The organism is Alterinioella nitratireducens, assembly GCF_013155465.1.
GTDB classification, from domain to species: domain Bacteria; phylum Pseudomonadota; class Alphaproteobacteria; order Rhodobacterales; family Rhodobacteraceae; genus Alterinioella; species Alterinioella nitratireducens.
Genome location: NZ_JABJVX010000004.1, coordinates 251,813 through 276,280, shown reverse-complemented (window position 1 = coordinate 276,280; position 24,468 = coordinate 251,813). Strand labels below are relative to the sequence as shown.

The following is a 24,468-nucleotide window of genomic DNA, read 5'->3' as shown; positions in this document are numbered from 1 at the left end:
AGGCGCGGAATATGCAAGATGCCGAGACCGGAATAGACTGGGAGGATGCGTTCCAGAACGGCGATTACATCCCCGGTGGCACGGAGTATCCGGCGCGATGGGCCGAGCGGGCCGAGGCGTTTCGCGCGGGCGGCACCGATATGCGGCTGGACGTGGCCTACGGCCATGGCGCGCGCGAGCGGCTGGACCTGTTCCTGCCCGAGGGCAGCCCGCAGGGTCTCGTGATCTTTGTGCATGGCGGCTACTGGAAGGCAATGGACAAATCGCTCTGGTCCGACCTGGCGATGGGGCCCCTGGCGCGGGGATGGGCGGTGGCGATGCCCGGCTACACGCTGGCCCCCGAGGCGCGGATTTCGCAGATCACGCATCAGATCGCCTCGGCGCTGGAATCGGCGGCGGGGCGCGTGGCGGGGCCCATTCGGCTGGCGGGACATTCGGCGGGCGGGCATCTGGTGACGCGCATGGCGTGCCGGGACAGCCCGCTGAGCCCAAGTGTGGCCAGCCGGATCGACCGCGTGATCTCGATCTCGGGCGTCCATGACCTGCGGCCCCTGCGGCTGCACTCGATGAACGCCGATCTGCGGCTGGACAGGGCCGAGGCGCGGACCGAAAGCCCGGTGCTGCTGGCCCCGTTGCCGGGGATCGCGGTGACCTGCTGGACCGGCGCGCTGGAGCGGCCCGAGTTCCTGCGACAAGCCGCGCTGCTGGCCGAGGCCTGGGCGGGCAAGACCGACATGCGGCCGCCGGTCTTCGCGCCGGAGAGGCACCATTTCGACGTGATCGACGGGCTGCGCGAGGCCGATGATCCGCTGACACGGGCGCTGTTGGATTGAAAGGCGGATCATGGATATTCTGAAGAACCCCCATCGCGGCACCGGATTGGACTGTCCCGATCTGGCTGAGATGCCATGGCCGAGTATTGACGCGGAGAAACCCACCGCGCTGGTTGCCCGCTGCCCGCGCGCAGACGCCACGCCGTTGGTGGAGAGTGCCGATCTGGCGCGCCAAGCCGAGATCGGGACGCTGCTGATCAAGGATGAACGCGACCGGATGGGACTGGGCAGTTTCAAGGCGCTCGGCGCGGCCTATGTCATCGCCTGCGATGCCGAGGCGGGCCGCGCCAGGGGGCAAAGCTACGTCACCGCCAGCGCGGGCAATCATGGCCTCTCCGTCGCCGCCGGGGCCGCCGCCTTTGGTGCGCGCGCCATCATCTACCTGGCCGAGACGGTGCCCGAGACTTTTGCCGACCGGCTGCGCCGCGAGGGGGCCGAGGTGGTGCGCGCGGGCGCGACTTACGAGGCCAGCATGGAGGCCGCGCAACAGGCGGCGGAGGAAAACGGCTGGCAGTTGCTCTCGGACAGCTCCTGGGCCGGGTATGCCGCGCGCCCGCACCGCCTGATGGAGGGCTACCTTGTCCTGATGCAGGAAGTGACCCGCGCGATGGACGCCCCCACCCATATCTTCCTGCAAGCGGGCGTCGGCGGGCTGGCGGTGGCCTGCGCCGCCCTTGCCCGCGCCGCTTGGGGGGACGCGCCGCAGATCGTGGTGGTGGAGCCCGAGGCCGCCCCCGCCCTCATCGCCTCGATCCGCGCGGGCCGCCCGGTCGAGACGCAAGGCCCGGTTTCCGCCATGGGGCGGCTCGACTGCAAGACACCGTCGCTGATTGCGCTGAAGGGCCTCGCGCGCGATGCCGATTGGTTCATGACGATCAGCGAGGCCGAGGGCGAGGCCGGGAACGCGGCTTGCGCGGCGGCGGGGTTGGAAACGACACCTTCGGGCGCGGCGGGGCTGTCCGGTTTGCTGGCGGCAAGCTCTGCCTTCGGGTTGGACGCCACCTCCCGCGCGCTGGTCATCCTCAGCGAAGGGCCGGAGGGATGAGCGCGCCCCTGCCCGACTTGCCGTACACGCTGACGGAAACCCGCGCGCCGCAGGTCGGGCTGATCATCCTGCAAAGCGATGAAAGCATCGAACGCGATTTCCGCCGGATGCTGCCGTACGGTCTGGAACTGATGATCTCGCGCGTTGCCTCGGGCCTTGAGGTGCGGCCCGACACGCTGGAGGCGATGGCGGGGCATCTGACCGGCTCGGCGGCCCTGTTCCCCGATGGCGCACGGATGGCGGCTGTTGGTTATGGCTGCACCTCGGGCGCGGCGCAGATCGGGCCGGGTCGGGTGGCCGATCTGATCCGCGCGGGCATCGCGACGCCGGAAGTGACCGAACCGGTCAGCGCGCTGATCGCGGCTTGCGCGCATCTGGGGATCGGGCGGCTGGCGATCCTGAGCCCCTACATCGCCGATGTCTCGGCCCGGTTGCGCACCGTCCTGGCCGGGGCGGGCGTGGCCACCACTGGTTTCGGCAGTTTCAACGTGGCCGAGGAGGCGCGGGTCGTGCGCATCGCGCCCGAGTCCATCATCGAGGCGGGCTGCGCGGTGGCCGGGATGGCAGATTGCGACGGTCTGTTCCTGTCCTGCACCAACCTGCGCACGCTGGACGTGATCGAGGAGATGGAGGCGCGCCTTGGCATGCCCGTGCTGTCCAGCAACCAGGTGCTGGCCTGGCACCTGTTCCGCCTGGCGGGCTCCGGCGCGGGCGATTTCGCGCCCGGACGGCTGTGGCGGGCGTGATTTTCGTGATTTGACAGGGGCTTGGCAAGCTGCATGGCACCACTGGAAAATGAGAACAAAGTATGAACATATGGAAAGGTGTATGCGCCTCGATTCGTCATATGGGCAGGTGAAACGCCTTTCCCGACGCGCCCCGCCCCCCGCCAACCGGGAGGCTCCGGGGGCGGAGGCGGCTGTGCTGCGCGATGCGTTGAGCGCGGGCGCGCTGGATATCTCGGCCACCGGCTTCGTGCTGGCGCGGCTTGCGGGCGCGGATCGGCCCATCCTGTGGGTGCAGGACCGGCTGTCGCGGCAGGAAAACGGCGGGCTTTATGGCATCGGGCTGGCGCAACTGGGGCTGAAGGCACCTGTGTTACAGGTCACTGTAAACCACCCGCGCGATGCGCTTTGGGCGATGGAACAGGGCGCGGGCTGTGCCGGTCTCTCGGCGGTGGTGGGCGAGATCCATGGCGCGCCGACGGTGCTGGACTTCACCGCGACCAAGCGGCTGGCCCTGCGCGCGGAACGCGCGAACGTGCCGATCTGGCTGATCCGCAGCGGCGATCCCGGCACGCTCAGCGCCGCGCGCGAACGCTGGCGCATCGGGGCGCTGCCCTCGGGGGCCAATCCGCACGACGCCCGCGCGCCGGGGCCGCCCCGCTGGACGGCGGAGCTTTTCCGCGCGCGCGGACGGCCACCGGGCGCATGGGTGGCCGAGTATGACCCGCGCGCGGCCCGATCAACGGATCGTCTCGGTCTGGTTCCCGCATCTGGCGATGCAGCGCTGGCGCAGGACGGCCAGCCGCGAGCGGACGCTGCCGGGGGGTGACGTGCCCGTGGTGCTGGCCCGCGACGGCACCCATGGCCCGGTAATCCACGCGCTGAGCCAGGCCGCCATGGCGCGTGGGCTGTCCGAGGGCCTGCGCGTGGTCGATGCCCAGGCGATCCATCCCGACCTGCATGTGGAGCCCGCCGATGTCGCGGGCGATGCCGCGATGCTGGACCGGCTGGTGCATTGGGCGCGGCGCTGGTGCCCCTGGACTGTGGTTGACCGCGCGGGCGGGCTGATCCTGGACACCACCGGCTCGGCGCATCTGTTCGGCGGCGAGGCGGCGCTGATGCGCGATATCGAGACCCGGTTCGCCATCCAGGGGCTGACCGCGCGGCTGGCCATGGCACCGACCCGCATCGCGGCGCAGGCGCTGGCCTGTCACGGGGAAAATCGGGCGATCTGTGGCGCGGAGGATGTCGCGGATCACCTCGCCCCCCTGCCCCTTGCCGCGTTGCGGATCGGGGCCGAGACACAGCGCCTGCTGCACCGGTTGGGCCTCAAGACCATCGGCACGCTGGCCGAGATGCCGCGCAGCGCCCTGATGCGCCGCTTCGCCAATATGGAGGCGGGCCACAACCCGCTGATCCTGCTCGACCGCGCGATGGGGCGGCAGGCCGATCCGCTCAGCCCGCCGCCCGATCCCGTGAACTGGCTGATGCGGGTGCGGCTGGCCGAACCCGTGATGGACCCCGAGCCGCATATGCCGGGGCTGGCGCGTAAGCTCTGCGCGGCGCTGGCCGAGGCCGAACAGGGCGCGCGGCGGCTGAGGCTGACCATCTACCGCATCGACGGCGAACGCCGCGCGGTCACGCTTGGCACCGCGCAGGCGACCCGCGACCCGGCCCATATCCTGCGGCTCTTCGATGGCAAATTCGCCAATGTCGATCCCGGTTTCGGCTTTGACCTGCTGACGCTGGAGGCGCTGGATGTCGAGCCCGTGTCACTGACGCAGGAACGGCTGGACGGCGCGCGCGACACCGACAAGGATCTGGCCGCCCTCATGGACCGGCTCAGCGCGCGGCTGGGGCCCGACCGGATCACCTGGACCGGCTGGCGCGAGAGCCACGTGCCGGAACGCGCCGAGGCCCGCATCCCCGCGCTGACCGCCACGCCCGCCGCGCCGCCCGTCATTACCCGCGACCGCCCCTTGCGCATCTTCGACCCGGCCGAGGAATTGCGCGTGCTCTATGCCGTGCCGGAAGGCGCACCGGCGCAGTTCCGCTGGCGGCGCGTGACCTTCCGCACCGCGCGCTATGAAGGCCCCGAACGGATCGCACCGGAATGGTGGCAGGACCGTCCCGGCACGCGGCTGCGCGACTATTACAAGGTCGAGGTCACGGATGGCCGCCGCTTCTGGCTCTACCGTCAGGGCGTGATGGGCGACGGGCGCGGGGCCGATCCGCGCTGGTTCCTGCATGGGCTCTTTGCCTGATGCCGCAGCAGGAGGGGCATAAGCGGCGCAGCCATGAGGAAGACGGCTTCACCCCGAATCCGCGCGCGGGTTACGTGGAACTGGGGCTGGCCAGTTGCTTCTCGTTCCTGCGCGCGGCCTCGGACGCGGTGGACCTGACGGCGACGGCGAACCGGCTTGGCTATGACCGCATCGGGATCGCCGATCACAATTCCCTGGCCGGTGTGGTGCGGATGTATAGCGAGGCCAAGGCCGCCTGCATCCATCCCCTGATCGGCGCGCGGCTGGAACTGCTCTGCGGGGCGGAGTTTCTGGCCTATCCAAGGGACCGCGCCGCCTATGCGGGGCTGTCGACGCTGCTGTCGAAGGGCAAGATGACGGATGCCGAGGGCGACTGGCAGGAGAAGGGCGAAACCCACCTGACGCTGGAGATGCTGGCGGATCACGCGACGGATACCCTGCACCTCATCGCCCTGCCCGGCCCCGATCTGGAGCGCTTTGCCGCCGGTCTGCCGCGTCTTCTCCGCGCCCTGCCGGGGCTGCGTCATATCGCGGCGAGCCACCTCTATCGCGGCGATGACCGGGCGCGGATCAACCGGCTGGACGGAATGGCGCGGGCGCACGGCCTGTCGATCCTCGCCACCAATGACGTGCTTTACGCCACCCCCGACCGCCGCCCGCTGCAGGATGTGATGACCTGCATCCGGCAGGGCGTGACCATCGCCAGCGCCGGGCGGCTCTTGGAGGCCAATGCCGAACGCCACCTGAAATCGCCCGATGAGATGCGCCGCCTCTTCGCAGACTGGCCCCATGCGATTGCCGCGACGCGGGCCCTGGCAGACAGCATCACATTCACGCTGGATGACCTGAAATACGAATATCCGCATGAGATCGTCCCCGAAGGCCGCACCGCGCAGGAGGAGCTGGAGCGCCTGACATGGGAAGGTGCTACGGGGCGCTATCCGCAAGGCGTGCCGGAGGCGATCCGCAAGACCATCGAGAAGGAATTTTCCCTGATCCGGTCCAAGAAGATCGCGCGTTATTTCCTGACCATCCACGACATCGTGCGCTTCGCCCGCGAGGAGGCCACCCCGCCGATCCTGTGCCAGGGGCGCGGCTCGGCGGCGAATTCGGCGGTCTGTTTCTGCCTCGGCATCACCTCGGTCGATCCTGCCGAACATGACCTCCTGTTCGAGCGGTTCCTGAGCGAGGAGCGCGACGAGCCGCCCGATATCGACGTCGATTTCGAGCATGAGCGGCGCGAGGAGGTGATCCAGTACATGTATGGCAAATACGGCCGCCACCGCGCCGGCCTCTGCGCCACCGTGATCCATTACCGCCCGCGATCCGCGATCCGCGAGGTCGGCAAGGTGATGGGGCTCAGCGAGGATGTGACCTCGAAACTGGCGGGCACGGTCTGGGGCAGTTTCGACGCAGAGGTGCAGGACGACCGCGTGCGCGAGGCCGGGCTGGACCTGTCTGATCCCTACCTGCGCATGGTGCTGACACTGGCCCGCCAGATGACCGGGATGCCGCGCCACCTGAGCCAGCATGTCGGCGGCTTCATCCTGACGGAAGCGCCCCTGACCGAGATCGTGCCCATCGGCAATGGCGCCATGGCTGACCGCAGCTTCATCGAATGGGACAAGGACGATATTGACGCGCTCGGCATCTTCAAGGTCGATATCCTGGCGCTTGGAATGCTGACCTGTATCGCCAAATGCTTCGACCTGATGCGCGCGCATTACGGGCAGGATCACGAGCTGGCCAGCATTCCGGCGGATGACACCGCCACCTATGACATGCTGTGCGCGGGCGACAGCCTCGGCGTCTTCCAGGTCGAAAGCCGGGCGCAGATGGCGATGCTGCCGAAACTGCGCCCGCGCCGGTTCTACGACCTGGTGATCGAGGTCGCCATCGTGCGCCCCGGTCCCATTCAGGGCGACATGGTGCATCCCTATCTGCGTCGGCGTCAACGGCAGGAGCCGGTGAATTACCCCGCGCCGGGGCCGGAGCATCCGCAAGATGAGTTGCTCAACATCCTCGGGCGCACCCTGGGCGTGCCGATCTTCCAGGAACAGGCGATGAAGATCGCCATGGTCGCCGCCGAGTTCAGCCCCGCCGAGGCCAACCAGCTGCGCAAGGCGATGGCGACCTTCCGCTCGCGCGGGCTGGTCTCCAGCCACAAGGAGAAGATGGTCAGCCGCATGGTCGGGCGCGGCTACGACCCCGATTTCGCCGCCCGCTGCTTCAGCCAGATCGAGGGCTTCGGCGAATACGGCTTTCCCGAAAGCCACGCCGCCAGCTTCGCCAAGCTGGTCTACGTGTCGAGCTGGATGAAATGCCACTACCCCGCCGCCTTCGCCTGCGCGCTGCTCAATTCGCAGCCGATGGGGTTCTACGCCCCCGCCCAGATCGTGCGCGATGCCCGCGATCACGGCGTGGCGGTGCGGCCCGTCGATGTGAACCTGTCGGATTGGAACTGCACGCTGGAACCGGGTGGCGAGGGCTTCGCGCTGCGCCTCGGGCTACGTCAGGTGGGGGGGATGCGCGAGGAGGCGGCGCTCAGGATCATGGCCGCGCGGGACATGCCTTACGAGGATGTGGCGGCGCTGAAATCGCGCGCGCGGCTGGATGCGGGCACCATCCGCCGCCTCGCCGCCGCCGATGCGATGCGCAGCATGGGCGCCGACCGGCGGCAGGCCCTGTGGCAGGCGCAGGCCCTGCGTGACGCGCCCGCCCTGCCGATCTTCGACCATGCCGAGGCGGCAGGCGAAGGCCCGGAGCCCGAGGTGCATCTGCCCGCCATGCCAAAGGCCGAACATGTGGTCGCCGATTACCAGACCCTGCGGCTGTCGCTGAAGGCGCATCCGATCTCGTTCTACCGCGCCAGCCTGCGCGCGCAGGGCTATCGCTGCGCCGCCGATCTGACCGGGCTTGGCCATGGCGCGCGGGTCTCGCTGGCGGGCCTCGTGCTGGTGCGCCAGAAACCGGGCAGCGCCAAGGGCGTCTGCTTCATCACGCTGGAGGATGAGACGGGGGTGGCGAACCTGGTGATCTGGCCCAAGCTCTTCAAGCATTTCCGCTCCGTGATCATGGCGGCGCGGCTTCTGGTGGTGCATGGCCAGGTCCAGACCGATGGCCGCGTGATCCATATCGTCGCCGAGAGGCTGGAGGATCGCAGCGACCGGCTGGACGGCCTCTCGGATGTCAACCTGCCCCCGATCACCACACGCGGCGACCACCCGACCCATCCGCTGCCGAACCAGGTCGGCATGCGCGGCCACCCCCGCAACGCCCGCGTCATCCCGAAGTCGCGGGATTTCCATTGAGCCGAAAGTCCCGACCAGGCATCAATGTTCAGAAAAGGGGAAAGTGGCGGACTGGGGAGGATTCGAACCCCCGACCCCTTGATTCGTAGTCAAGTACTCTATCCAACTGAGCTACCAGTCCGCATCAGAGTGGGGCGGATGTATCGCCACGGGCGGGGCATTGCAAGGGGCAATCGGCAGCTTTCTGACCTCAACTTGCAAGCGCCACGCGCGAGGACGGCAGGGTGATGCGGAAGGTCGAGCCCTCGGGCCCGGTCTCCTCCAGCTCCAGCGTCCCGCCATGGCCGCGCACCAGTTCCGCCGCGATGGCCAGGCCAAGACCGGTGCCGCCCTTGCGCGCGCCGCCCTGGAACGGCGTGAAGAGGTGATCGAGCGCCTTTTTCGGCAGGCCCGGACCGGTATCCGAGACCGTGATCCACCAACTCGTATCGCCCTCGCCCGCCTTGATCGTCACCTCGCCGTGTGCGCTTGTTCCCGCGATGGCCTGGCGGGCGTTGCGGATCAGGTTGCCCAACACGCGGTAGAGTTGTTCGGGATCGCAGCGCACCATCAGGCCCGGCGGCACATCGGCGGTCAGAGTCACATCCTCGACATCCGCCGAGAGCCGTTCATGTTCGATCACATCGGCGACCAGCGTGGCGATGTCGATGCGCATGAGGGCCGGTGGGGCCTCCTCGGCGCGTCCAAAGGCAAGCGTGCCTTCGCAGAGGTTGACCGCGCGCGACAGCGAGGAAAGCAGTTTCGGCGCGGTGCGCTTGACCGCCGGGTCGGCCGAGCTTTCCAGCCGGTCGGCCAGCAGGGTCGCCACGGTCAGGATGTTGCGCAGATCGTGGCTGATCTTGGCCACGGCGGCCCCCAGTTGCGCCAGGTGTTCGCGCTGCTTCAGCGAGGCGGTCAATTGGGTCTGCAACTTGCGCAGCGTCACCTCGGCATCGCGCAATTCGCGCGCGCCCGCCGAAGGCTCGATGATGCGGCGGGTATCCTCGGGCTGTTCGGAATAGGCATGCATCGAGGCCACGACCCGCTTGATCGGCATCACGATCACCCGGCGCACGGCCAGGAAAAGCAGCGCGGCCGTAATGACCGAGATCACCAGCGACAGAAGCAGGATGTTCAGCCCGTATTCCAGCATCGCGTCGCGCAAGGGGCCGGTATGCAGGGTCACCTCGATCTGGATCCCGGCCTCGCGCACCGGGTTGCCCATGACGCGGATCACCTGGTCCTCGGGCTGCCACAGGCGGGCCATTGCATCGACCATCAACCGCCAGGCACCGGGATCGCGCAGGTCGAAAAAGCCCGAGACCGGGGGAATTTCCTCGCTGGTCAGGATCAACTGGCTGAACGCATCGCGGCGCATCACGACGTTGAGGACGCCCGCATTTTCCAGAAGCTCGCCCTCCAGCGCCTCATCGAGCATCATGGTCTCGTCGGCCAGCACGGCCAGCGAGGCGATCTGTGCCCGTTCCAGACGCGCCAGCAGGTAATCCTCGCGGAAGCGCGCGATGGAGGGGACGAAGATCAGAACTTCGGCCAGCATCACGAAAATGACCGTCAGGATCAGGAACCGACCTGAAAGTGAGTTCACCTCTGTCCCTCCCTTCCTTCGCGCGGTGTCAGAACCGCTGCACCAGCCGCACGATACGCTTGATCCACGGATTTTCGAACAGCTTGGGCGTAAAATAGGCCCCGGCGGCGCGCTTGTTGACCTCTCCCAATGTGGGATATGGCGCCACCATGGCGGAAATTGCACTCATTTTCAAACGGTTGGCGATGGCCAGCGCCCAGGTCTGGATCAATTCACCCGCCTGCGCGCCGACGATGGAAGCCCCGACAGGCCGCCCCTTCACCACCATGACCTTGATCAGTCCCACTGTCTGCCCGGTAGCGACGGCGCGGTCATTGCCGGAGAACTCGGCCCGCACCACGGTCAACCTGTCACCATGGGCCTTGCGCGCTTGCGCTTCGGTCAGGCCGACCTGCGCCATTTCGGGGTCGGTAAAGGTCGCCCAGGGCAGGTGATCTCTGCGCGCCTTTGACGGCAGGCCAAGCAGCATGGAGCGGATGACGACGCCCGCGTGATAGCTTGCGACATGGGTGAATTGCAGCCCGCCCGCGGCATCGCCCACGGCATAGACGCGCCGGTTGGTGGGCGAGCGCAGGCGGGCATCCACCCTGACCGCGCCGTTCTCTTCCTCCAGCCCCGCCTTGTGCAGGTCGAGCCGGTCGATATTGACCTTGCGCCCGACCGCGACCAGCAGGTGAGAGCCGTGGAAGCGCGCGCCGTCCCTGGTCTCGACCGTGATGTCGCCCGCGCCGCCGCTGATCTGGCTGGCCAGCGCGCCTTCGACGATCTCGATGCCTTCGCCGCGCAGATGCTCCAGCGCGATTGCCGCCAGGTCCGGGTCATCCTTGCCAAGCGCCTTTTCGCCCTCCAGCACCGTGACCTTGCTGCCGAGGCGGCGATGCGCCTGCGCCATTTCCATGCCGATCGGGCCGCCGCCGATGACGATCAGGTGCTCAGGCCGCTCGCGCAGGTCGAAGACGGTTTCGTTGGTCAGGTAAGGCACATCCTTGAGCCCCGGAATCGGCGGCACGAAGGGGCGCGACCCGGTGGCGATGACAAAGCGGCGCGCGGTGATCACGTCCGCGCCCACCTGCACCCTGTCATGGTCGATGAAGCGCCCGTAATCGCGGATGACGCGCACGCCGAGCCCTTTGAACCGCTCCTCGCTGTCATGCGGGGCGATACTGGCGATGACCTGCTCCACGTGATCCTTGGCGGCGGCGAAATCGGTCGTGACCGCCCCGCCGCTGACGCCGAACGCCCCCTGCCCCATCGCATGCGCCTTGTGCCCCGCCGCCAGCAGCGCCTTGGACGGCACGCAGCCATAGTTCAGGCAATCGCCACCCATCTTGTGCCCTTCCAGCAGGACCACGTCGGCCCCCATCTGCACGGCCCCGGACGCGACGGACAGGCCACCGCTTCCGGCCCCGATCACGCAGATGTCGCATCTGATCTCGGCCATCGCTCAGACCCCTTCCTTGCCGCGCACGGCCTTGATGATGATCGGCAGCAGCGCCAGCGCGCAGAGCCCAAGGATCGGCCCCAGGATCATCGGCTCGAAGATGATCCCCAGATCGGGCGTGTCGCCACGGGCGAAAACCTCACCCAGTCCCGCGCCGACCCAGGTGTAGACCACCGTGCCCGGCATGATTCCGAAGAACGTGGTGAAGACATACGGCCCCAGCGCGACACCGACGAGCGCGGGCAGCAGGTTGGCAACGAAAAAGGGCACGGCGGGGACCAGACGGATCAGGAACAGCATCGGCAGCTCGTTCGCCTCGATCCCCTCCTTGATGCGCTTGATCCGGCCCGAGGAGGCATCCATCCGCGCCGCCAGCGCCTCGCCCAGGCCCCACTTGGCGGCCAGGAAGATGACGATCGCGCCGAGCGTCGCCGAGACCACGACATAGAACGCACCGGGGAAGAGACCGAAGAGGAAGCCCCCCGCCAGTGTCGCCGGTGTCGCGCCGGGCAGGGAAAACGCCACGATAGCGACATATGCCACGATGTAACCCGCGACCATTGCCAGGTAATTCGCATCCCGAAAGGCCAGGAGCGCTTCACGATTGTCGCGCAGCGCCTCGAAGCTCAGGTAATCGCGAAAGAAGAACCAGCCGGATGCCGCCACGAGTGCAATCACGATCAGCGGCAGATATCGGGTCATCGAACTTCCTGACGGGGCTGTGGTATCGGACATGGTTGCACCTTTCGCAATCGCTTGACCAGAAGATGCGCGTTCCGGCGGCCCCGCAACAGGCCCTTCACGCCCGCTTGATGGGGCGTGACCGTTTCGGGCCGGATATGTCGGTTTCCGGCCCGATCTGAAGGATTTCGCCGCGCGGATGTTTCAAACCCCGCTTTTCGGCCCGCGCCATTGTTGACACCGCGCGGCACTGGTTCTATTGGCGGGGCTTCAAACGGATTCTCTGGCCGTCGATGCGCAATCCCTCGCGCGTTCCGGCCCGTGACGATACGGAGCTTGAGAGATGAAACGCACTTACCAGCCGTCCAACCTGGTCCGCAAACGCCGCCACGGGTTCCGCGCCCGCATGGCAACCAAGGCCGGCCGCAAGATCCTGAACGCCCGCCGCGCCCGCGGCCGGAAGTCGCTCAGCGCGTAATCGCGTGCCGATTTGGGGGCCGATGCGCCCCCTGGAGGAGCCCCTTCGGCCATCATGGCCACAGGGGCTTTTCGTATTTCGGCTTTTCGTGTTTTGAAGGATCGCGCGTGACGCAGCGGATCGAGACCCTGGCCAATCGCCCCGATTTCCTGCGCGCCGCCCGTGCAGGCCGCGCCCATGCGCCGGGCTTTCTGGTGCAGGGCCGCAAACGGCGCGAGGGGGAGCCCGCCGACCCCGACCTGATCCGCGTCGGCTATACCTGTTCCAAGAAGGTCGGCAATGCCGTCGCCCGCAACCGCGCAAAGCGCCGCCTGCGCGAGATTGCCCGCGCCGTGATCACGACCGAGGGGCGTCCTGGATGGGACTACGTGCTGATCGGCAGGCCCGAGCTTACCGCGACCCTGCCCATGGACCAGATGCGCGCCGACCTGTCCCGCGCCCTGCAAAAGCTGCACGGATGAGCCCGCTGGCCCATATCGCCGCCCTGCCGGTGCGTGCCTACCGGCTGATCTTTTCGCCTTGGGTCGGGTTCAACTGCCGCTATCAGCCCACCTGTTCCGCCTACGCGCTGGAGGCGCTTGAGAAGCATGGCGCGCTGAAAGGCGGCTGGCTGGCGCTGCGCCGCATCGGGCGCTGCCATCCGCTTGGCTCCTCCGGCTACGATCCGGTGCCGGACCCTGACAGCGATATGTCCGACGGGTGACACTGACCTTCAGGCCGTCCTGTCCGACATCACCCACGAGGCCGGGTTGTGGCGCGTGTTGCGCGCGGTGGTCAGCGAGGCGGCGCGCGCCTTGCGCAGGGCCCGGTTCGAGGACGGCCTGACGCCGCATCTGCGCCGCGACCTTGGCCTGCCACCATCGCAGCCGCCGCCACCGAAACGGCAGTTTGATTTCTGAAAACGCAAGGGGCCGGGGCGTCGCACAGGCCCCCTCACACCCGCAGCGCCTGATCCCCGTTCGACGCCGGCAGACGCGTCGGCATAGTCGCCGCCGATTGCCCCGCCAGGGTGCGGGCGACATCCTGGTAGACGCCGGCATTGTCGAAATACCAGGTGTGGGAATAACGCACGCTGCGCTGTGCCTGCGGCACCGTGCGGTCATATTGCTGGCCGCAATAGAGGTCGTTGAACCGGCCCGGCAGCGGCCCCGACATGCCGTTGCGGCCGATCTTGGGGGCCGTGCCGAACTTGTTGATCTCGGACAGGGCCAGCACATCGTCAAAACCGCTGTAATAGTTGGTCAGCCGCTTGCAGCGATGATCCATGACCAGCCCGCCCCAGGCCCCCGCCTCCATCCAGCCCACGGTGACATCGGCGGCCAGGAACAACACCTGCTCCACGCCCCAGGGATGGGTGCCGGGCGCGCCGGAATCGCCCACCTGGCTGAAACCGCGCAACGTCAGGTAGGCGCCCATCGAATGGGCCAGGATGTGGATGCGGATACCGGGCCGCGCGTTGAGGATCGGCCCGATCCCGTCCAGCACCAGGTAGGGCGCGGTTCTCTTGGCGTCCGTGCGGTCGCGGCCATAGCCGGACAGCACACCGTCGCTGGCCCAGTCCAGCCCGATCACAGCGCCGCCGAAGCCATGCGCCATGAGGCCACCCTGGATCTTGCGCTGGCGGATCAGCATTTCCGCCTGCGAGGTGTTGAAGCCATGCACGAAGATGACGACGTCGTTGGTGGTGGCCGAGGACAACACGCCTTGCAACCACTGGTCGCGGCTGATCAGATGCGCGGCCCCGGCCTCGGCAATGGGCTCAGGCACGCGGGCATAGCGCGTCAGCGCCGCGAAGTCCTTGGTGAACGTGCCCTTGCTCTGGTTGAACGTGCGGCGCGAGAAGAAATAATCCATGTCGCGGCCCTCCCTGTCCCGCAGTATGCCCCAGGCCGCGCGGATATCAAAACCGTTGCGCGGGGCACCCGGCGGCACTATGCGGGGACCGCGACACCCGGAGGTCCCAGATGCTTGACGACAGCGACGATATCCACCCGCTCTTTCACGGCGCGCCGAAGACGGCGGAGTTCAAGAAACTGCGCAAGCGGATCATCCGCGAGACCCGCGAGGCGATCCAGCGCTACGGAATGATCGAACGCGGCTCACGTCGCGCCGAGGGCACGCAGCCGGACAAGTGGCTGGTCTGCCTCTCGGGCGGCAAGGACAGTTACACCCTGCTGGCCGCCCTGACCGAGCTCAAATGGCGCGGGCTGCTGCCGGTCCAGATCCTCGCCTGCAACCTCGACCAGGGCCAGCCGGGCTTTCCCGCGACCGTGCTGCCGGAGTTTCTGGAGAAGATGGGTGTGGAGCACCGGATCGAGTATCAGGACACCTACTCCATCGTCATGGACAAGGTGCCCCAGGGCCGGACCTATTGCGCGCTCTGCTCGCGGCTGCGCCGTGGCAACCTCTACCGAATCGCGCGTGAGGAAGGGTGTTCGGCGGTTGTTCTGGGCCATCACCGCGACGATATTCTCGAGACATTTTTCCTGAATTTGTTTCATGGCGGCAAGCTGGCCACGATGCCGCCCAAGCTGCTCAACGATGAGGGCGACCTCTTTGTCTACCGCCCCCTCGCCCATGTCGCCGAGGCCGATTGCGAGGCGTTTTCCCGCGCCATGAACTATCCCATCATCCCCTGTGATCTCTGCGGATCGCAGGACGGGCTGCAACGCCAGCAGATCAAGGCGATGCTGAACGAGTGGGAGGCGCGCAGCCCCGGACGGCGCGGCAAGATGTTCTCGTCCCTGATGAATGCGCGGCCTTCGCATCTGCTGGACCCGAGCCTTTTCGACTTCGCCGGACTGGCACGGTCGGAACAATTCGACTGAAATCAGAGACAGTAATCGGCGGTCATTAACAGCCTGTTTGGCAGTTTGGCTTAGCCCTTTTCGGCAACGTTCCCATTCCGTTCACCTGGGGACGGTGTGAGACAAAGGGTGTGCCGATGCGTGTTTCTGCGACCTCCTCGATGGACCGGCTTGCCCGCGGCATTCGCGGCGCGCTGGCCCGCGTCGAATTCCTGGCGATCTTTCCGCTGCTGGCGCTTGGCGCGGTCTGGATCGGCAAGGCCGAGATCATCTTTGCCACTTCGGTCCTGTTGCCCGCGCTCCTGGCGCTTCAGGCGCTGCGCCCGCCCGCGCGCATCGACCCCGACACAGGCCCGCGCGACGGCAAGACCGGCCTGCCCATGCGCGAGGCGTTCCTGACCGCGCTGGATCGGTCCATGAACAGCCCCGAGGCGCAGGGCCGCGCCACCGCCTGCCTGATTGCCGAGATCGACGATTTCCCCGATCTGGTGGCGCGTTGGGGCGCGTCGGCGGGCGATCAGATCCTGCGCCGCAGCGCCGAACGTCTTCAGACCTCGCTGCGCCGGGGCGATGCCGTCGCCTGCATCGGCGAGGGCCGCTTTGCCATCGCGCTGGAACCCATCGCCAATGCCAAGCTCGACCTCGTCGTGTCGGTGGTCGAACGCCTGCAACGCGCACTTTCCGAACCTGTCGCCATCGCCGGATCGGCGGCCCACCCGACCCTCTCGGTCGGCTTTGCCACGCCCGCGCAGGCCGAATACGGCAATGCCGAATGCGTGCTGGATGCCGCCCTGACCGCGTTGACCGAGGCGCGCAGGAATGGCCCCGCCGGGGTGCGCGGCTATTCCGAACGCGTGAAAACCCGCTCGCGCCGCCGCCATGGCCTGTCCGAGGAGGTTGAAACCGCGCTCGATTCCGGGGCCATCCGGCCCTGGTTTCAGCCCCAGATCAGCACCGATACCGGGGCGGTGTCGGGCTTCGAGGCGCTCGCGCGCTGGCATCACCCTGAAGAAGGCGTGCTGATCCCCGCCGATTTCCTGCCCGCCATCGACGATGCCGGCTGCATGGGCCGGTTGGGCGAGGTGATCTTGTCGCACGCGCTGGCCGCGCTGAAGGTCTGGGACGAGGCCGGGTTCGCGATCCCCTCGGTCTCGGTCAATTTCTCGGCTGAGGAACTGCATGACCCGACCCTGGCCGACCGCGTCAAATGGGAGGTCGACCGTCACGAGATGCGCCCCTCGCGCCTGACCGTCGAGATCCTGGAGACCGTCGCCGCGCAATCGCAGGACGACGTGGTGGTGCAGAATATCGAACGGCTCAGCGCGCATGGCTTCAACATCGACCTCGACGATTTCGGCACCGGCAGTGCCGCCATCGCCAATATCGCCCGCTTCCGCGTCAACCGCATCAAGATCGACCGCAGCTTCGTGACGCGGATGGACCGCGAATCCAGCCAGCAGGCCGTGGTCGCCGGTATCCTGGCGCTGGCCGAACGGCTTGGCGTCGCCACCGTGGCCGAAGGCGTCGAGACCGAGGGCGAACAAAGCGTGCTGGCGCAACTGGGCTGCGACCATATCCAGGGCTACGGGCTGTCGCGCCCCATGCCGCTGGAAGACACCATCGGCTGGATGCGCAGCTACAACGAAAAGATCCCCCAAACGCCCCGGATCGGACGCCGCGCGGGCTGATCCGGCCCCATCCGGGGTGAAACCGATGCCAAACCGCGCGCAACGGTGCCACAGGCGGGGAAAACCGCTTGACCTTTGCGGCCTCAATCTGTTGAACCTCCGTGGATTCAAACAAGGCTGGACAGGGCGGTTATGGACAATCAGAACAAGAATTTCATTCTTGCAATGGCCTTGAGCCTGGGTGTGATCCTGATCTGGTCGATCCTGTTCCCGCCCGCCGACCTCCCGACCGATCCCGACAGCCCCGAGGCCGTCGTCACCACCGAGGGCGAGGCCCCCGATCTTGCTCTGACCCCGCCCACTGTCGGCGGGACCGAAACCGAGGCCGGCGCGCCGGTCGAGGCGACCGCGGAAGCCCCGCGCATCGCCATCGACACGCAGGCGCTTTCGGGCTCCATCTCTCTCACCGGTGGCCGCCTCGACGACCTCGAACTGCGCAACTATTTCGAAACGCTGGAAGAGGACTCGCCCAATGTCCGCCTGCTCTCGCCGGTCGGGCAATCCGGGGCCTATTACGCGCTCTACGGCTGGACCCCCGGCGGCGCGCTTGGCTATGAGGATGTCCCCGGTGCGAACACCGAATGGGAGGTCGAGGAGGGCGAGACGCTGACCGTCGAGACCCCGGTGACGCTTCGGTGGGACAATGGCACCGGCCTGATCTTCCGCCGCACGATCTCGGTCGATGAAGATTACATGTTCACGATCACCCAATCGGTCGAGAACACTAACGAGGACGCGGCCCGCCTTGCCCCCTACGGCATCGTCGCGCGCCACGGGCTGCCCGATGACCTGCAGAACTTCTTCATCCTGCACGAAGGCGTCGTGCAAAGCTCGGACGGCACCCTGAACGAGCTTGATTACGACGACATGACCGACCTCGATTTCCTCGAACGCGAAGGCGCGCGGGCCGAAGTGACGGACGTAGCCGAGGAAGGCTGGATCGGTTTCACCGACAAGTACTGGATGACCACGCTGATCCCCGAGGCGGGCCAGCCCTTCACCGCCGTTTCCCGCTATGTCGCCAGCGCCGAGATCTACCAGACCGAGGCCCGCCTGCCCGCCGTCACCGTCGAACCGGGGCAAACGGTCGAGCGCTCGACGCGCCTTTTCGCGGGCGCCAAGGAATGGGAAACCATCCGCAACTACCAGAACGAGGACGGCATCGACGGCTTCCTCGATTCCATCGACTGGGGCTGGTTCTACTTCCTGACCAAGCCGATCTTCTGGCTGCTTCACAACCTCAACGCGCTTATCGGCAATATGGGCGTCGCCATCATCGCGCTGACGCTGCTGATCAAGGCCGCGCTCTTCCCGCTGGCCTATAAATCCTACGTCTCGATGGCCAAGATGAAGGAGCTTCAGCCCAAGATGGAGGAGCTGAAGGAACGTGCGGGCGATGACCGCCAGAAGCTGCAACAGGGCATGATGGAGCTCTACAAGAAGGAAAAGGTGAACCCGGCCTCGGGCTGTCTGCCGATCCTTCTGCAAATCCCGATATTCTTCTCGCTCTACAAGGTGATTTTCGTCACGCTGGAGCTGCGCCACGCGCCGTTCTTCGGCTGGCTGAATGACCTCTCGGCGCCCGACAGCTCGTCGATCTTCAACCTCTACGGGTTGCTGCCCTACGCGGCACCCGAACCCGGCACCATCATGGCGCTGATCTTCATCGGCGTGCTGCCCCTGCTTCTGGGCGTCTCGATGTGGCTGCAGCAAAAACTGAACCCGGCGCCCACCGATCCGACGCAGGCGATGATCTTCGCCTACCTGCCCTGGGTCTTCATGTTCATGTTGGGCAGCTTCGCCAGCGGCCTGCTGGTCTACTGGATCACCAACAACACGGTGACTTTCATCCAGCAATACACGATCATGCGCAGCCAGGGCTTCAAGCCCGACGTGTTCGGCAATATCCGCCGCAGTTTCCAGCGCAAGAAACCGGACGACACATGACGCCCCGTGTCACCGGCCTCTGGCGGCACCCGATCAAGAGCCATGGGCGCGAGGCGCTGACCTCGGTCCGGCTTGAGGCCGGCGCCACCATGCCTTGGGACCGGACCTGGGCCGTGGCGCATGATGCAAGCGACGTGGATGGCAGCGCATGGGCGCATTGCCGCAACTTCACCATCGGGTCGAAGGCGCCCGGCCTGATGGCCATCGACGCGCGGCTGGATGACGCCACGGGCACGGTCACCCTGTCCCATCCGGACCTGCCCGACCTGATAATCGACCCCGATAAGGACGGCGACGCGCTGATTGCCTGGTCAAGGCCACTGCAACCGGAGAACCGCGCCCAATCGGCCCGTGTCGTCCGGGTTCCGGGGCGCGGCATGACGGATACGGATTTCCCCTCGGTCAGCATCGGAAACATGGCCTCGCACCGCGCTGTGGAACACAAGCTGGGGCAGAGCCTGTCGGAAAAGCGCTGGCGCGCGAATATCTGGCTCGATGGATTGCCGCCCTGGGACGAGGGCGACTGGATCGGCAAGACCGTGCGCATCGGCAGCGCCGAGATCGCAGTGCGCGAACCGGTCGTGCGCTGCCTTGCCACCACGGCCAACCCCGAGACCGGCCAGCGCGACGCCGACACGCTGAGCGTGCTGAACGAGGCGCGCGAGTTCTGCGTTTATGGCGAGGTGGTTACAAGCGGCGAGATCGCGCTTGGCAATGGTATCGAGGTGCTCTGAGATGGAGTTGAAATTCCCCCTGGCCGAGGCACCAGACGCGCAGGCCGCCGAGAAGGGCCGCATCCTCTTCGCCGGTGAGACCGAGTTCCTGAAAGGCGTCGTCGCGATGGACGGTATGCCTCCGCCCGACCGGGTCGAGGTCTGTTTCGCGGGCCGCTCCAACGTGGGCAAATCCACGCTGATCAACGCGCTGACGGGCCGCAAGGCGCTGGCGCGGGCGTCCAATACGCCGGGCCGCACGCAGGAAATCAACTTCTTCACTCTGGGCAATGAGCGCTACCTGGTCGATCTGCCCGGCTATGGCTATGCCAACGCGCCGGTCAACGTGATCGAGAAATGGCAGCGCCTGCTCAAGGCTTACCTTTCAGGCCGCGCCAACCTGCGCCGTGCCTTCGTGCTGATCGACGCGCGCCACGGCGTGAAGCCGGTGGATAGCGAGATCATGGAGTTGCTCGACCGCTCCGCCGTGCCGTTCCAGGCGGTGCTGACCAAATCCGACAAGGTCAAGGAAAAGGACCGAGAGAAGGTGTTGGCGCAGGTGCGCGGGGCACTGGCAAGGCACCCTGCGGCCTTTCCCGAACTTGTGCTGACCTCGTCCGAGAAGGGCGACGGCATCGCCACCCTGCGCGCGATCATCGCCGGGATCGACTGATCCGCTTGAGCGGGGCGCAGCGCGGGGCTAACAAGGTCGGACCAGAGAGGTTCCTCCGATGAAAAAGCAGACCGCCATGTCCCGTGACTACGCCGCCACCGCCCGCACCCTGTCCGAGGCGCTGCCCTACCTGCAACGCTTCAACGACGCCATCGTGGTGATCAAGTTCGGCGGTCACGCCATGGGCGATGACGAGGCCATGGCGACTTTCGCCCGCGATATCGTGTTGATGCGGCAGGTCGGCGTGAATCCTGTCATCGTGCATGGCGGCGGGCCGATGATCAACGAGATGCTGAAGAAGCTCGGCGTCATCTCGGAATTCGTCGATGGCAAGCGCGTCACCGATGCGGCCACGGTCGAGGTTGTGGAAATGGTGCTGTCGGGCAGCGTCAACAAGCGCATCGTGCAGGCCATCAATGCGCAGGGGGGACGGGCCGTCGGCCTCTCGGGCAAGGATGCGAACCTCATCACCTGCGACCCGGAAGATCCGAAATTCGGCTTTGTGGGCGTGCCGAATGACGTGAACCCCGAGGTGCTGCACAACCTGTTCAAGGACAAGATCATCCCCGTCGTCGCCCCCTTGGGCGCGGGCCGGGGAGGCGAGACATTCAACATCAACGGCGACACGGCGGCGGGCGCCATCGCGGCGGCGCTCAAGGCCGACCGGCTGCTGTTGCTGACCGATGTGGCGGGCGTCAAGGATGCCAGCGGCGAGGTCGTGACCGAGTTGAGCGCCGAGGATGTCGTGCGCATGACCGCCGATGGCATCATCGCGGGCGGCATGATCCCCAAGACGCAGACCGCGCTGGCCGCCGTGCGCGCGGGCGTGCGGGCCTGCACCATCGTCGATGGCCGGGTCTCGAACGCCGTGCTGCTGGAGCTCTATACCGATCACGGGGCGGGCAGCATGATCCGCGCCTGAGGCGGGTGCGATGACCTATGACGACATCCACAGGAGGGCCGCAGGTGAGGGCCTGACGATCTTCGGAGGCTTCCTTCCCGAACCGGCGGATGCCTGCCCCGATGGCACGGCCACGATGCTGCTCTTCGCGCCGGAGGAGCCCGGTTTCTGGCCCCGCGTCGCCGCCACGCCCGAGTTTCAGGACGAGGCCCCCGACCCGCTCGACCGTTGGTCCACGCGGGTGATCGGCGCGCTGGCCGAGACCACCGGCGGCCGGGCGCTTTTCCCCTTCGGCGGGCCGCCCTACCTGCCCTTTATCGCCTGGGCCACGCGCACCGGGCGGGCCTGGCCCTCGCCTGTCGGGATGCTGGTGCATGACCGCGCCGGGCTCATGATCTCGATCCGGGGGGCCATCGCCCTGCCCTATTCCATCGACCGGCCCGCAACCGGCCCGCGCCCCTGCGAGACCTGCGCCGCCCCCTGCCGCAGCGCCTGCCCGGTGGATGCGCTTGGGCCGGACGGCTATGATGTGGCGGCCTGCCATGCCTATCTGGACACCGACCCCGGCAGGGATTGCATGGAATTGGGCTGCAAGGCCCGCCGCGCCTGCCCCCTCAGCGCCGCATCGGGGCGCGTTCCCACCCAATCCGCCTATCACATGAGGCAGTTTCACAAATGACCCGCACCCTGATCCTGATCCGCCACGCCAAGTCCGATTGGGACGATCCGCGCCTCACCGATCACCAGCGCGCGCTGAACCCGCGCGGTCGCCGCGCCGCCCCGCGCATCGGGGCCTGGCTGGCCCGCGAGGGGCTGACGCCGGAGGAGGCGCTGGTCTCGGACGCCACCCGCACCCAGGAGACCTGGCACCTGATCGCGGATCGCCTGCCGGACGCCCCCGCCCCCAGGCTGATCCCGGCCCTCTACCATGCCAGCCCCGACACGATGCTGCGTCATCTGCGCGACGCCTCGGCCCCCGTCGTGGCGATGGTCGCCCATAACCCCGGCACCGCGGCCCTGGCCCGGATGCTGGCGAAGACCCCGCCCGCGCATCCCGACTTCGGGCGCTACCCGACGGCGGCGACAACGGTGTTGGGGTTTGACGCGGAGGATTGGCGGGACATCGCCCCCGGCACCGGCCAGGTTCGCGCCTTTGTCACCCCGCGCGACCTGCCAGACCCGGCATGAAAAAAGGGCCCTCCGATTGCGCGGAGGGCCCTGCTTGTCACCTGGAACCGACCTTCAGTGCCCCAGAATCTGGCTCAGGAACAGCTTGGTCCGGTCGCTCTGCGGGTTGTTGAAGAACTCTTCGGGTTCGTTCTGTTCGATGATCTGGCCCGCATCCATGAAGATCACGCGGTTGGCGACCTGGCGGGCAAAGCCCATCTCATGCGTCACGCAGAGCATGGTCATGCCTTCCTCGGCCAGCTGGATCATGGTGTCCAGCACCTCCTTGATCATCTCGGGATCGAGCGCCGAGGTGGGTTCATCAAAGAGCATGATCCGGGGCCGCATGCACAGGCTGCGCGCGATGGCCACGCGCTGCTGCTGACCGCCGGACAACTGGCCGGGATACTTGTTGGCCTGGTCGGGGATCTTGACCTTCTCCAGGAAATACATCGCCGTTTCCTCGGCCTCGCGCTTGGGCGTCTTGCGCACCCAGATCGGGGCCAGCGTGCAGTTTTCCAGAATCGTCAGATGCGGAAACAGGTTGAAGTGCTGGAAGCACATGCCGACCTCGGACCGGATCTTGTCGATATTCTTGAGGTCGTTGGACAGTTCCGTGCCATCGACGACGATCTTGCCCTGCTGGTGTTCCTCCAGCGCGTTGATGCAGCGGATCAGGGTCGACTTGCCAGAGCCAGAAGGCCCGCAGATCACGATCCGTTCGCCCTGGTTCACGGTCAGGTTGATGTCGCGCAGCACGTGGAAGGTGCCGAACCACTTGTTCATGTCCGTGATCTCGATGGCCACCTCATCCGAGACTTTCATCTGCGACCGGTTGACGGAGCGGGGTTTGGTTGCTGTGTCAGTCATGTCAAAGGTTCCTTAGCGATGTCCGGTGTTGAGCTTGCGCTCCAACCACTGCGAATAGCGGGACATGGAAAAACAGAAGATCCAGAAGCAGATCCCGATGAAGATGAACAGTTCCCAATAGATACCGTTCCACTCGGAAGTGGCGCGGATCAGGTTGGAAAAGCCGATCGGATCAGAGAGGCCCACGAAGACCACCAGCGTGGTGTCCTTGAACAGGCCGATAAAGGTGCTGACGATGCCCGGAATGGAAATCTTCAGCGCCTGCGGCAGCACGATCAACTGCATGGACTGCCAGTAATTCAGGCCCAGGCTGTCGGCGCCTTCATACTGCCCGCGCGGCAGGGCGGCGAGGCCCCCCCGGACCACCTCGGCGATATAGGCCGAGGCGAACAGCGTCACCATGATGATCACCCGCAGCATCAGGTCGAAATTGGTCCCCGGCGGCAGAAAGTAGTTCAGCAGCAGCGAGGCCGTGAACAGCCACACGATCAGCGGGACGCCCCGGATCACTTCGATGAAGATCACCGAGCACTTGTTGATGATGAAAAGGTCCGATTGCCGCCCGAGCGCCAGCAGGATGCCGATGGGCAGCGACAGGATGATGCCTGTGCCGCCGATGACAAGCGCCAGGAGGAAGCCGCCGATTTCATCCGATCCAACCGCCTCGATCCCGATCGGGGCCAACCCGTGCAGCCATCCGGCCACCGGGCCGACAAGGTAGAGCCAGTAGAGCAGCGGCACCACGATCGCAGCCAGGGTTGCCGCAAGCGAGCCCAGGATGTCCTGCGTATAGGTCAGGATCGCCCAGGCCAGGATGAACCCGACCGCAACCGCCGCCGGACCCCAGACCGACCCGCCCCAGAGCAGGAAATAGGCCACGAAGGGGAAGATCGCGGTGACGATCAGCAGCGGGCGCGGCGCGTTCTCGAACAGTACCGGGGCCACGGCCACACCGAACAGCGCCAGCGTCAGGATCGGACGCCAGTAGAGGTCCTGCGGGTAGAAGCCGAACAGCAGCTGATGCCAGCGATCCGTGATGACGGCCCAACAGGCGACCTCACGGCCGTGGCCATAAAGCTCGTCGCGGATGGCGCGGCATTCCGTCAGGGATTCCGCGTCCCAGATGCCGCCGATCATCCACGGACCGATCCCCGCAAGGATGTAGTAGATCACGTAGAGCGACACGACGGTCATGATCGCATTGGGGATGGAGGAAAACAGGTTCTCCCGCATCCACAGCACGGCCCCTTTCTGCGATGCCGGCGGGTCCCGTTCGGGCAGCATCTCCTTGCGGACATAGGCGGTGTGCAGGGCGCTTTCGGAATGTGTATCGCTCATC

The 24,468-nt window shown here is 66.7% G+C and carries 24 protein-coding genes and 1 tRNA gene; 18 read left to right on the top strand and 7 right to left on the bottom strand.

Annotation, left to right across the window (positions count from 1 at the left end):
- The first annotated feature begins 11 nt into the window (after positions 1–11).
- The 6 genes from HNS34_RS09120 (at position 12) to HNS34_RS09095 (ending at position 8,178) form a co-directional block, all read left to right on the top strand.
- The gene (locus HNS34_RS09120; RefSeq protein WP_172319741.1) at positions 12–833 is read left to right on the top strand and encodes a hormone-sensitive lipase; all 822 of its coding nucleotides are present in this window, start codon (positions 12–14) and stop codon (positions 831–833) included.
- 10 nt (positions 834–843) lie between these two features.
- Entirely contained in the window at positions 844–1,878 is a 1,035-nt protein-coding gene (locus HNS34_RS09115) for a pyridoxal-phosphate dependent enzyme (RefSeq protein WP_172319740.1), read from the top strand.
- On the top strand, positions 1,875–2,624 hold the full coding sequence (locus HNS34_RS09110; protein WP_172319739.1) for a maleate cis-trans isomerase family protein: 750 nt from the start codon (positions 1,875–1,877) through the stop codon (positions 2,622–2,624). Before HNS34_RS09115 ends, HNS34_RS09110 begins: the two co-directional genes overlap by 4 nt.
- Positions 2,625–2,733: 109 nt before the next feature.
- A complete protein-coding gene (locus HNS34_RS09105; RefSeq protein WP_328700500.1) occupies positions 2,734–3,432 on the top strand; it encodes an ImuA family protein in 699 nt (232 codons plus the stop codon).
- Positions 3,323–4,867 (top strand): Y-family DNA polymerase, encoded by a 1,545-nt coding sequence (locus HNS34_RS09100; RefSeq protein ID WP_235952672.1) that lies wholly within the window; start codon positions 3,323–3,325, stop codon positions 4,865–4,867. The genes HNS34_RS09105 and HNS34_RS09100 overlap by 110 nt, the downstream gene beginning before the upstream one ends.
- Positions 4,867–8,178, top strand: a complete 3,312-nt coding sequence (locus HNS34_RS09095; RefSeq protein WP_172319737.1) for an error-prone DNA polymerase — start codon at positions 4,867–4,869, stop codon at positions 8,176–8,178. The genes HNS34_RS09100 and HNS34_RS09095 overlap by 1 nt, the downstream gene beginning before the upstream one ends.
- A 44-nt stretch (positions 8,179–8,222) precedes the next feature.
- On the opposite strand, the gene HNS34_RS09090 is transcribed toward HNS34_RS09095, so the two are convergent.
- The 4 genes from HNS34_RS09090 to HNS34_RS09075 all read right to left on the bottom strand — a co-directional run bounded on the left by HNS34_RS09090 (position 8,223) and on the right by HNS34_RS09075 (position 11,906).
- Positions 8,223–8,299, bottom strand: a tRNA-Arg gene (locus tag HNS34_RS09090).
- A gap of 69 nt (positions 8,300–8,368) precedes the next feature.
- Positions 8,369–9,715: a sensor histidine kinase gene (locus HNS34_RS09085; protein WP_172319866.1), complete on the bottom strand. Its 1,347-nt coding sequence runs from the start codon at positions 9,713–9,715 to the stop codon at positions 8,369–8,371.
- 76 nt (positions 9,716–9,791) lie between these two features.
- A complete protein-coding gene (locus HNS34_RS09080; RefSeq protein WP_172319736.1) occupies positions 9,792–11,204 on the bottom strand; it encodes a dihydrolipoyl dehydrogenase family protein in 1,413 nt (470 codons plus the stop codon).
- A gap of 3 nt (positions 11,205–11,207) precedes the next feature.
- Complete coding sequence (locus tag HNS34_RS09075; RefSeq protein ID WP_407925857.1) at positions 11,208–11,906, bottom strand: TVP38/TMEM64 family protein; 699 nt, start codon at positions 11,904–11,906, stop codon at positions 11,208–11,210.
- Positions 11,907–12,228: 322 nt separating this feature from the next.
- On the opposite strand from HNS34_RS09075, the gene rpmH reads away from it, so the two are divergent.
- The 4 genes from rpmH (at position 12,229) to HNS34_RS09055 (ending at position 13,262) form a co-directional block, all read left to right on the top strand.
- Positions 12,229–12,363, top strand: a complete 135-nt coding sequence (gene rpmH, locus HNS34_RS09070) for a 50S ribosomal protein L34 (protein WP_005980833.1) — start codon at positions 12,229–12,231, stop codon at positions 12,361–12,363.
- A 107-nt stretch (positions 12,364–12,470) separates the two neighbouring features.
- The gene (rnpA, locus tag HNS34_RS09065; protein ID WP_172319734.1) at positions 12,471–12,824 is read left to right on the top strand and encodes a ribonuclease P protein component; all 354 of its coding nucleotides are present in this window, start codon (positions 12,471–12,473) and stop codon (positions 12,822–12,824) included.
- The gene (yidD, locus tag HNS34_RS09060; protein WP_172319733.1) at positions 12,821–13,066 is read left to right on the top strand and encodes a membrane protein insertion efficiency factor YidD; all 246 of its coding nucleotides are present in this window, start codon (positions 12,821–12,823) and stop codon (positions 13,064–13,066) included. The genes rnpA and yidD overlap by 4 nt, the downstream gene beginning before the upstream one ends.
- A 55-nt stretch (positions 13,067–13,121) precedes the next feature.
- Positions 13,122–13,262, top strand: a complete 141-nt coding sequence (locus tag HNS34_RS09055) for a hypothetical protein (RefSeq protein WP_172319732.1) — start codon at positions 13,122–13,124, stop codon at positions 13,260–13,262.
- Positions 13,263–13,296: 34 nt separating this feature from the next.
- On the opposite strand, the gene HNS34_RS09050 is transcribed toward HNS34_RS09055, so the two are convergent.
- The gene (locus tag HNS34_RS09050) at positions 13,297–14,217 is read right to left on the bottom strand and encodes an alpha/beta hydrolase (RefSeq protein ID WP_172319731.1); all 921 of its coding nucleotides are present in this window, start codon (positions 14,215–14,217) and stop codon (positions 13,297–13,299) included.
- A gap of 110 nt (positions 14,218–14,327) precedes the next feature.
- Between HNS34_RS09050 and ttcA the strand changes: the two genes are divergently transcribed.
- The 8 genes from ttcA (at position 14,328) to HNS34_RS09010 (ending at position 22,280) form a co-directional block, all read left to right on the top strand.
- Positions 14,328–15,191: a tRNA 2-thiocytidine(32) synthetase TtcA gene (gene ttcA / locus HNS34_RS09045; RefSeq protein ID WP_172319730.1), complete on the top strand. Its 864-nt coding sequence runs from the start codon at positions 14,328–14,330 to the stop codon at positions 15,189–15,191.
- A 116-nt stretch (positions 15,192–15,307) separates the two neighbouring features.
- Positions 15,308–16,858, top strand: a complete 1,551-nt coding sequence (locus tag HNS34_RS09040) for a putative bifunctional diguanylate cyclase/phosphodiesterase (RefSeq protein WP_235952671.1) — start codon at positions 15,308–15,310, stop codon at positions 16,856–16,858.
- A gap of 132 nt (positions 16,859–16,990) precedes the next feature.
- Positions 16,991–18,805: a membrane protein insertase YidC gene (gene yidC, locus HNS34_RS09035; RefSeq protein WP_172319729.1), complete on the top strand. Its 1,815-nt coding sequence runs from the start codon at positions 16,991–16,993 to the stop codon at positions 18,803–18,805.
- The gene (locus tag HNS34_RS09030) at positions 18,802–19,539 is read left to right on the top strand and encodes an MOSC domain-containing protein (protein ID WP_172319728.1); all 738 of its coding nucleotides are present in this window, start codon (positions 18,802–18,804) and stop codon (positions 19,537–19,539) included. Before yidC ends, HNS34_RS09030 begins: the two co-directional genes overlap by 4 nt.
- A 1-nt stretch (position 19,540) precedes the next feature.
- A complete protein-coding gene (gene yihA, locus HNS34_RS09025) occupies positions 19,541–20,191 on the top strand; it encodes a ribosome biogenesis GTP-binding protein YihA/YsxC (RefSeq protein ID WP_172319727.1) in 651 nt (216 codons plus the stop codon).
- A 58-nt stretch (positions 20,192–20,249) separates the two neighbouring features.
- Positions 20,250–21,113 carry an acetylglutamate kinase gene (gene argB, locus HNS34_RS09020; RefSeq protein WP_172319726.1) on the top strand — a complete coding sequence of 288 codons (864 nt, stop codon included), beginning with the start codon at positions 20,250–20,252 and terminating at the stop codon, positions 21,111–21,113.
- A gap of 10 nt (positions 21,114–21,123) precedes the next feature.
- Positions 21,124–21,771 (top strand): ferredoxin, encoded by a 648-nt coding sequence (locus HNS34_RS09015; protein WP_172319725.1) that lies wholly within the window; start codon positions 21,124–21,126, stop codon positions 21,769–21,771.
- On the top strand, positions 21,768–22,280 hold the full coding sequence (locus tag HNS34_RS09010) for a SixA phosphatase family protein (protein ID WP_172319724.1): 513 nt from the start codon (positions 21,768–21,770) through the stop codon (positions 22,278–22,280). The genes HNS34_RS09015 and HNS34_RS09010 overlap by 4 nt, the downstream gene beginning before the upstream one ends.
- Before the next feature lie 54 nt (positions 22,281–22,334).
- Here HNS34_RS09010 and HNS34_RS09005 read toward each other — a convergent pair whose 3' ends face one another.
- Positions 22,335–23,129 (bottom strand): amino acid ABC transporter ATP-binding protein, encoded by a 795-nt coding sequence (locus HNS34_RS09005; protein ID WP_328700498.1) that lies wholly within the window; start codon positions 23,127–23,129, stop codon positions 22,335–22,337.
- 12 nt (positions 23,130–23,141) lie between these two features.
- Positions 23,142–24,467, bottom strand: a complete 1,326-nt coding sequence (locus HNS34_RS09000; RefSeq protein ID WP_172319723.1) for an amino acid ABC transporter permease — start codon at positions 24,465–24,467, stop codon at positions 23,142–23,144.
- Position 24,468: the final 1 nt, after the last annotated feature.